This is a genomic window from Stenotrophomonas sp. P5_B8 (assembly GCF_054049855.1).
The window spans coordinates 1-8543 of record NZ_JBFULO010000146.1 but is presented as its reverse complement, the minus strand read 5'-3'; the positions used below and the strand labels follow the sequence as shown (position 1 = coordinate 8543).

General features: G+C 67.4%; 7 protein-coding genes. 4 read left to right on the top strand and 3 right to left on the bottom strand.

All coding sequences use genetic code 11. The features are described from left to right. Nucleotides 1-57: 57 nt before the first annotated feature. Nucleotides 58-1200, bottom strand: a complete 1143-nt coding sequence (locus ACXJKH_RS10090; RefSeq protein ID WP_457319328.1) for a hypothetical protein — start codon at nt 1198-1200, stop codon at nt 58-60. 172 nt (nt 1201-1372) lie between these two features. On the opposite strand from ACXJKH_RS10090, the gene ACXJKH_RS10085 reads away from it, so the two are divergent. From ACXJKH_RS10085 to ACXJKH_RS10075, 3 genes are read left to right on the top strand one after another with little or no spacing between them, the layout of a single operon-like run. Further along, nucleotides 1373-2845 carry an AlkA N-terminal domain-containing protein gene (locus ACXJKH_RS10085; protein WP_457319327.1) on the top strand — a complete coding sequence of 491 codons (1473 nt, stop codon included), beginning with the start codon at nt 1373-1375 and terminating at the stop codon, nt 2843-2845. Next, entirely contained in the window at nt 2842-3333 is a 492-nt protein-coding gene (locus tag ACXJKH_RS10080; RefSeq protein ID WP_256776846.1) for a methylated-DNA--[protein]-cysteine S-methyltransferase, read from the top strand. Before ACXJKH_RS10085 ends, ACXJKH_RS10080 begins: the two co-directional genes overlap by 4 nt. Before the next feature lie 55 nt (nt 3334-3388). Continuing rightward, nucleotides 3389-4657, top strand: coding sequence for an alkaline phosphatase family protein (locus ACXJKH_RS10075; protein ID WP_457319326.1), 1269 nt, complete (start codon nt 3389-3391; stop codon nt 4655-4657). Between the two features lie 568 nt (nt 4658-5225). On the opposite strand, the gene ACXJKH_RS10070 is transcribed toward ACXJKH_RS10075, so the two are convergent. Together ACXJKH_RS10070 and ACXJKH_RS10065 are read right to left on the bottom strand one after the other, a co-directional pair. Continuing rightward, nucleotides 5226-5408 (bottom strand): 30S ribosomal protein THX, encoded by a 183-nt coding sequence (locus ACXJKH_RS10070; RefSeq protein WP_038689543.1) that lies wholly within the window; start codon nt 5406-5408, stop codon nt 5226-5228. A gap of 108 nt (nt 5409-5516) precedes the next feature. Further along, the gene (locus ACXJKH_RS10065) at nt 5517-5930 is read right to left on the bottom strand and encodes a MerC domain-containing protein (protein WP_256776848.1); all 414 of its coding nucleotides are present in this window, start codon (nt 5928-5930) and stop codon (nt 5517-5519) included. A 172-nt stretch (nt 5931-6102) separates the two neighbouring features. Between ACXJKH_RS10065 and ACXJKH_RS10060 the strand changes: the two genes are divergently transcribed. Beyond that, nucleotides 6103-8292 (top strand): TonB-dependent receptor, encoded by a 2190-nt coding sequence (locus tag ACXJKH_RS10060; protein WP_457319325.1) that lies wholly within the window; start codon nt 6103-6105, stop codon nt 8290-8292. Nucleotides 8293-8543 lie beyond the last annotated feature (251 nt).

Sequence of the window (8543 nt, the reverse complement as noted above, 5' to 3'; positions counted from 1 at the left end):
GGACACCGTTGGCTGGAAAGAAGGAGGCCAGTCTACGGGAACCCCGTGAGTGGTCCGTCAGTTGCGTTCGGCCGCTTCCGTCGGTGTCTGCCCGGCATCACCGACGGTGCGTTCGGTCGGCGCCTCGCGCGTCGGCGTCACGCTGGATGGCAACAGCGTGGACACATCGATTTCCGACAGCGGGCTCTCGTCCGGGCAGGTCACATCGGGGAAGCCGAAGCGCTGCTTGAGGGTCTGCCCGCAGCTGTTCACCGCTTCCAGCTCACTGCCGTCGTGCTTGCACTCCTGGTCGAAGGCGACGAGGAACGCGTCCTTGCGGCGCACGAAATCATCGCCGCATTTGCGCATCTGCTTGATCCGCTCCAGATCGTCCTGCACCGCGTTGGTGCCATCCAGCCCGAACTGGCGCAGTTCCTCGCTGCTCAGCAGGCGCAGGCTGCGGTTGGGCACGGTCATCATCAGGTCGGCCACGCCCACCGCCACGCCGTTGCGCTGCAGGTAATCCTTGACGTTGTCGTAGACCTCGTGGAGTTCGCGGTTGAGCTCGGCGCGCGAGGTCGCCTTGGAACTGATCCGCATCATCCGGTGGATGCCGACCTTGCCGGCCACCAGGCGGTTGTCGCCGGCAGCCAGTACGAACACACACGCGCTGTGGCAGACCGAGCCTTCGCGGATCCAGATGGTCCAGTTGGATTCGCCGATGCGGTCGCCGCCCACGATCGCCGCTTCGACCTGGCCGCCGCTGGAATCCAGGTCGAGGATGCGCTTGGAGATGTGCTGCGCGTCGGCCACCATCGCCAGCCGCGCGACCAGTTCGGAGAACCCGGGGTTGATCTTGCCCGCGTACCGCACCCGCACCAGGCCGCGTTCGGCGCACGGTGCCAGCGCCGCATCGATGCTCTTGCGATCCAGCGCCTCCAGTGCAATGCCATCACCGGCCGCGCCGGCATAGTCGGTATCGCAACTGACCCAGGCCTTGCCGTTTTCCAGTGCGGCCTGCGGCCAGCCCTGGTCGCCGCGCTTGGGCGGCGCGGGCAGCGGGGCGGGCACATCGGCGGCGTTGATCGACACCATGTGGTCGCCGTCGGCACTCTGCGCCCGCACCGCCTTGTCGGCGGCGGTGACATTGCCCGGATTCTCCAGCTGGCTGCAACCGGCCAGGCCCAGGCACAACAACGGCAACCACCACGACTTGAGCAACATGAACAACCCGGTATCCCTACAGAGGAGCGCGCGCAGCGGCACGTGAATGCACAGTCTAGTGCGCAGCGCCCGCTTGGCGGCAACCTGCCCTGAACCACGCCGTCGCGCGATGGCATTGGTGTCCGAAAATGGCGAGCCCGACCGCCGCCCCGGGCATAGACTGGCGCCCATGGATACCGCCCTGCCCCTGGACCACGCCGCCTGCGAAAGCGCCCGACTGGCGCGCGACGCACGTTTCGACGGCGTGTTCTTCACTGCGGTGCGCAGCACCGGCATCTATTGCCGACCCGTGTGCCCGGCACCGCCGCCGAAGCCCAGCAATGTCGACTACTACCCCACCGCRGCCGCAGCGGCGGCGGCCGGCTTCCGGCCGTGCCTGCGCTGCCGTCCCGAACTGGCACCGGAGGCACAGGACGCGCTGAGCAATGAAACCCTGCAGCGCGCGCTGGCGTTGATCCACGACAGCTTCCTGCAGGATGCGCCGGTGGCCGATCTGGCCGCGCGGCTGGGGCTGAGCGCGCGCCAGCTGCAGCGCCTGTTCGTCGCCCGGCTGGGCGCGGCCCCGGCGCAGATCCACGCCACCCGGCGCCTGCTGCTGGCCAAGCAGCTGCTCACCGAAACCGCCCTGCCGATCACCGATGTTGCCATGGCGTCGGGCTACAACAGCCTGCGCCGCTTCAATGCCGCGTTCGTCGAGGGCTGSGGCATGCCACCCACCGCGATCCGACGCCAACGCGGCAGCGTGGACGCTGGCACCCTGAGCCTGAGCCTGCGCCTGGGCTACCGGCCACCGCTGGATTTTTCCGCGATGCTCGGCTTCCTGCGTCGCCGGGCCATTCCCGGCATCGAGTGCATCGACGAGGACAGCTACCAGCGCGTGATCGGCCCGCCCGAGCGCCCCAGCGTGATCCGGGTCAGTGCCGATCCCAAGCGCCCGGAGCTGCGGCTGCAGCTGGGCCAGGTCGATCCGCGCGCGATTCCCTCGATCGTGCGCCGGGTCCGGCGCATCTTCGACCTCGATGCCGACCTGCGCATCGTGCACGCCACGCTTGGCAAGGATCCGCTGCTGGCACGCGGCATCGCACAGCGCCCCGGCCTGCGCGTGCCCGGCGGCTGGGACGGCTTTGAAGTGGCGGTGCGCGCGGTGCTGGGCCAGCAGGTGAGCGTCGCGGCGGCCACCACCCTGGCACGCCGCGTGGTGGATCGTTTCGGCCTGGTGCTGGAGGGCATGGCGACGGGCCTGGACCGTCAATTCCCCACGCCGCAGGCGCTCGCCGATGCACCGCTGGAAACGATCGGATTACCGAAGACACGCGCGGCCACCGTGCGTGCCGTCGCTGCCGCCGTGGCCGAGGGCCGCCTGGATTTCCAGGCCGGGCAGCGCCTGGACCAGTTCGTCGAACGCTGCGTGGCCCTGCCCGGCATCGGGCCGTGGACGGCGCATTACATGGCGCTGCGCGCGCTGGCCCTGCCCGATGCGTTTCCCGCCGGCGACCTGGTTCTACAGCAGGTGCTGGGTGGCGACACCCGCCTGACCGAGCGCGCCACCGAAGCCCACTCGCAGGCGTGGCGCCCTTGGCGGGCCTATGCCGTGCTGCACCTGTGGCACCTGTCCACCCCCACTTCCGGAGTGAACCCATGACGCTGCTCTACGACACCTTCGACAGCCCGATCGGGCCCCTCACCGTGGCCGGCGACAGCCAGGGCATCCACCACATCCTGTTCGAGAACAACCGCTACGACGCCAAGGGTCGCGCGCAGTGGCAGCACGATGCGCACGCACTGCGCGATGCACGCACGCAGTTGCTGCAGTATCTGCACGGCCAGCGCCAGCAGTTCGACCTGCCGCTGGCACCGCACGGTACGACGTTCCAGCTGCGCGTGTGGAAGGCGCTGGCCGATATTCCGTTCGGGCAGACCTGGAGCTACGTCGACCTGGCGCGTCACATCGGCCACCCCACCGCCAGCCGCGCGGTCGGCGCCGCCAACGGGCGCAATCCGCTGCCGATCGTGCTGCCCTGCCACCGCGTGATCGGCAGCAGCGGTGCGCTCACCGGTTTCGGTGGCGGCCTGCCGACCAAGGCCGCGCTGCTGCAGCTGGAAGCGCAGCGCGATGCGTTGTTCGCCTGATGCCTGTGCCATCGGTTGTCTTCGCGGCGTCACTACGGCGAACTATGATGGCCGGATGACTTCCGTTCGCCTTCCGTTGGCGCTCGTCGCCACGCTCACGCTCAMGCTGGCCGCCTGCGCCACCTCGCCTTCCACTGCGCCCGTCGCCCTCGACACGGCCGCTGCGCACGCCGCGCCGAGCGCGCGACCGAAACTGCTACTGGTCTCCATCGACGGCCTGCGTGCGGACATGCTCGATCGCGGCATTACGCCCAATCTGGCCCGCATCGTCCGCGACGGTGTGCGTGCGCGCTGGATGACGCCGTCGTATCCGTCGCTGACCTTCCCCAACCACTACACGATCGTGACCGGCCTGCGTCCGGACCACCACGGCATCATCCACAACAGCATGCAGGCCGAAGATCTGGGCACGTTCCGCCTGAGCAAGCCCGAGGCCGTGACCGATGCACGCTGGTGGGGCGGCGAGCCGATCTGGGTGGGCGCTGAGAAGGCAGGCGTGCGTACGGCGACCTGGTCGTGGCCGGGCAGCGAAGCGGCCATCCAGGGCGTGCGCCCCAGCCAATGGCGCGTCTACGACAACAACGTGCCCCTGCCCGACCGCGTCGACCAGGTGCTGGCCTGGGCCGGGCAGCGCGATGCGCAGGCACCACAACTGATCACGCTGTACATGGAACAGGTCGATCACGCCGGTCACGACAAGGGCCCGGATTCGCCCGAATATGCTGCTGCGGTGGTCGAGGTTGATGCGGCGATCGGTCGCCTGCTCGATGGCCTGCAGGCGCGTGGTCTGGATGCGGACACGAATGTCATCGTGGTCTCCGACCACGGCATGGCGAACGTGGCTGACGGCCACACCATCGCAGTGGAAGACATGGTCGATCCGTCAATCGCCAAGGATGTGTCAGTCGGCCAGTCGGTCGGTTTCGCGCCATTGCCGGGCAAGCAGCAGGAGGCCGAGCGGGTGCTGCTGGGGGCACATGCGCGCTACGACTGCTGGACGCGTCAGACGCTGCCGGCACGCTGGCACTACGGCAGCAATCCGCGCATTCCGCCGATCGTCTGCCAGATGCATGAGGGCTGGAATGCGCTGTCGCGCGCGAGCATCGCCAAGCGCACGCCGGGCGATCGCGGTTCGCATGGGTATGACAACGCACTGCCCTCCATGCGCGCGGTGTTCATCGCACGCGGTCCGGCGTTCAAGCAGGGTGAGACGTTGCCGGGTTTCGACAACGTCGATGTCTATCCGCTGCTGACCCGCCTGCTCGGCATTCCCGCCGCACCGAACGACGGCGATCCGAAGACCTTGTTGCCGGCGTTGCGTTGATCGCGCAGTACGTTCCGAACGCCCCGCCTGTATTTCGCTTGGCTTGGTTCTGAAAGCAGTGCCGGAGCAACGGCGGCGAGTGTGCACCTTTGCTGGTTTGGGCGGGGGCGTGTGGGTTCGCGGGACACGCCGTAAATCCATCCGTGGAGGCTCGCGTACGCCATCCATGGCGTACGACGGTCCCGCSAACCCACACACCCCCACCCTCGACAGTTTTCCTACGGCCGAGGGCGAGCAGAGCAGAGCACAGCACAGCACAGCAGAGCAGAGCAGAGCAGAAGTGCTCCTCCGCCGTTTCGTTGCGCGCCCGGACACTGTCAAGGGCGGGTACGGGTGGGTTGGCGGGACCCTCAAGCCGCATGGATGCGGCTTGGGAGCCTACACGGACGTATTTACGGCGTGTCCCGCCAACCCACCCGTACCTGCCCAAACCAGCACAAGCACGCACTCGCAGTTCTGGATCTGGCTGTTGATCCAGAACTTGATCTGGAAATTGATCTGCACCTGAAAAAATCCCAAAAAAAAACGCGGCGCAAGCGCCGCGTTTTCTTCGACCCGCCTGACGGGATCAACCGGCCTTGGCGACAGCCTTCTTGGCAACGGCCTTCTTGGCCGGCGCCTTGGCAACGGTCTTCTTGGCGACCGGCGCAGCTGCGCCCACGGCCACCTTGCTCACCACGTGCGAGCGCGAATTGCCGTAGCTGGCGTTGAAACGCTTGCCCTTGGCGGTCTTGCGGTCACCCTTACCCATGTCGTCAACTCCTTAGTCTTGAATCTGATTACCCCGCACTGACACGGGTTCGGCGGGGCCGCCCTCTCAGGCGCCCCCGCGCACGATCTGGAAGCCTACCACAGCGCCTCAATGCGCACAGCTGGCGTCATGGATGTGACCATGGTTCAAACGCAGATTCACCAGGTGCGCCACCCCCACCAGCACGCCGCCGAGCGTCATCACCACCGCGTGCGGCACCGCCGAATGGTGCAGCGGGTCGTACAGCAGACCGGCCCACAGGGCCACCAGCCCCGGCACCAGGAACCCCAACGCGCGAAGCGCGCCGTGTCGACGGTAGCCCCAGACCAGACTGAACAGCCCAAGCAGTGTGACGAAGCTGACCAGGGCCAGTTCCACCCCGTCACCCAGCCAGACCGACAGGCCCAGCGACGGCGCGGCAGCCAGCAGGATCGGCAGCACCGCGCAGTGCACCGCGCACAGCAGCGAGCCGGTGGCACCGAAGCGATCGAGCAGATGACGGAGGCGGGGGAACAGGGGCATGACTTCCAGCAGGGTCGGCGAAGCGTTATGGAATAATATAACATCAATCCCGACGCGCACCCCTCGGCCCCGCTCCTCCCCCGTAACGCCCCCTCGCTGTACCTGCCCCGCCAAGGGCTGCGCGCGCCACACCATTGATACATTGTAACAATTGACGACGGACCCTTTGCCCATGCGCTCTTCCCGCTCCCTCCAGCCCCACGCCCTGTCCCTGGCCCTCGCCGCTGCGCTGATCCCCTCGCTCGCCCTGGCCGCCGACGATGCCGGCCAACGTGACCACCACCTGACCGAACTGTCCACGGTCAAGGTCACCGCCTCCCCGCTGCAGGGCGACGCCGAATCGCTGGCACGTCCGGTCGATGTGCTCGCCGGTGAACGCCTGGACGAACAGAAGGCCGGCACCCTCGGCGACACCGTGGCCAAGCTGCCCGGCGTGCAGAGCACCTTCTTCGGCCCGGGCGTCGGCCGCCCGATCATCCGTGGCCAGGAAGGCCCACGCGTGGCCGTGCTCTCCAACGGCATGGGCAACATGGATGCCTCCACGGTCAGCGCCGACCATGCCACCAGCACCGAGCCGTTCCTGGCCGACCAGATCGAAGTACTGAAGGGCCCGGCCACGCTGCTGTTCGGCAGCGGCGCGATCGGCGGCGCGGTCAACGTGGTCGATGGCCGCATCGCGCGCGAACTCCCGGACCGCCCGCTCAGCGGTCGCGCCGAGCTGCGCGGCAACTCGGTCAATGACGAGCGCAGCGGCATGTTCCGCCTGGACGGTGTCAGCGGCAATAATGTCGTGCTGCATGTCGATGGCCTGGTCCGCAATGGTGATGACTACCGCATTCCCGGCTACGCGGTGATCGATGGCCTGGAAGACCACAGCGGCCACGACCATGACGCCGCCGACAGCGACGAACCGCGTCGCGGCCGCCTGGACAACAGCTCCGTGCGCACCCGCGCCGGCGGCGTCGGCGCGACCTGGCTCGGCGACGGCGGCTACTTCGGCGCCTCGGCCAGTACCTACCGCACCAACTACGGCATTCCCAACGGCGCACACGTGCATGCCGAGGACGACCATGATCATGACCACGACCATGGCGACGAAGAGGAAGAAGGCGACGAGCACGACGTTCGCATCGACATGGTGCAGAACCGCTTCGAAGCCAAGGGCGGCATCTACAACCCGACCTCGTTCCTGAAGAACATCAACCTGCGCACCGCCTACACCGACTACGAGCACGTGGAACTGGAAGCCGGCACGCCCTCCACCCGCTTCACCAACCGTGGCATCGAAGCCCGCCTGGAAGCAGTGCAGCAGCAGATCGGCGGCTGGGACGGCGCGTTCGGCCTGCAGCTCGGCAACAGCGATTTCGGCGCCAAGGGCGAAGAGGCCTTCGTGCCGGATACGGGTACGAAGAACATCGGTCTGTTCGTGCTGCAGGAAAAGCAGTTCGGTCCGTTCAAGCTGGAACTCGGCGGCCGCCATGACCAGGTGAAGCTGGACCCGACCGGCGATTACCGCGCGCGCAAGTTCGATGCCACCAATCTCTCCGCGGCCGGCATCTGGACCCTCAACGACGCCGTCGATCTGCGCTTCGGCATCGACAGCTCCGAGCGCGCGCCGACCAATGAAGAGCTGTATGCGGCCGGTGCGCACATCGCCACGCGTTCGCTGGAAATCGGCGATGCCAACCTGAAGACCGAGCGCGGCCAGCGCGTCGAACTGGGCATCCACACCCACAGCGATCGTGTCGACTTCTCGGCGTCCATCTATCAGACCAAGTTCAAGGACTTCATCTACCTGGCCGAGACCGGCGTGGTCGAATCGCTGCCGGTGCGCCTGTGGACGCAGCAGGACGCGACCTTCAAGGGTGCCGAAGCCGAGGCGCTGTTGCACCTGTTCGAAGGCAGCGCGGGCGATTGGGATCTGCGCGTGTTCGGCGACTACGTCAAAGCCGAGCTGGACGGCAGCGGCAGCCGCACCGTGGACATCGCGGTGCCGCACGGCGACCACAACCACAACTACAGTGTGGACCTGGCCAACAGCGGCTACCTGCCGCGCATCGCGCCGGGCCGCGTCGGCGCCGACCTGCGCTGGTCCAGGGACGGCTGGCGCGCGTCGGTCGGTGCGGTGCGCTACAGCAGCCAGAAGGACGTGGCGCAGAACGAAGACCCGAGCAAGGGCTACACGCTGGTCGACGCTCACCTGGCCTACCGCTGGGACCGCAGCGACAGCAACAGCTATGAGGTCTTCCTGGACGGCAGCAACCTGACCAACCAGGAAGTGCGTCCGCATACTTCCCTGCTGCGCGATTACTCGCCACTGCCGGGCCGCGGCGTCGCCTTCGGCATCCGCGCGTACTTCTGATTTTCTCTCTCCAACACTGGGGTAGCTGCTTCACCCTTGAGGGGGCCGAAAGGCCCCCTTTTTTTGGTTCTTCTCCCATCCGAAGGGAGCGTCTTGCTTCAGGGGCCGTCGCAGAGTGAGCACGAGGCTATGCGTGTGGACGGGCAGTGCCGGCAATGTGTGGATTGGCTGGCTTCTCCGTTCGGGGCTGCCGCGAGCGTGAGGGCCCCTTAGCAGCCGGTAGGCCCCTGGCGCAAATGTCCCCCGGCCGC

Excerpts from the sequence above, each read along its gene's own strand:
- ACXJKH_RS10080 (WP_256776846.1), top strand. The coding sequence starts at position 2,842 with ATGACGCTGCTCTACGACACCTTCGACAGCCCGATCGGGCCCCTCACC.
- ACXJKH_RS10070 (WP_038689543.1), bottom strand. The coding sequence starts at position 5,408 with ATGGGTAAGGGTGACCGCAAGACCGCCAAGGGCAAGCGTTTCAACGCC.
- ACXJKH_RS10065 (WP_256776848.1), bottom strand. The coding sequence starts at position 5,930 with ATGCCCCTGTTCCCCCGCCTCCGTCATCTGCTCGATCGCTTCGGTGCC.
- ACXJKH_RS10060 (WP_457319325.1), top strand. The coding sequence starts at position 6,103 with ATGCGCTCTTCCCGCTCCCTCCAGCCCCACGCCCTGTCCCTGGCCCTC.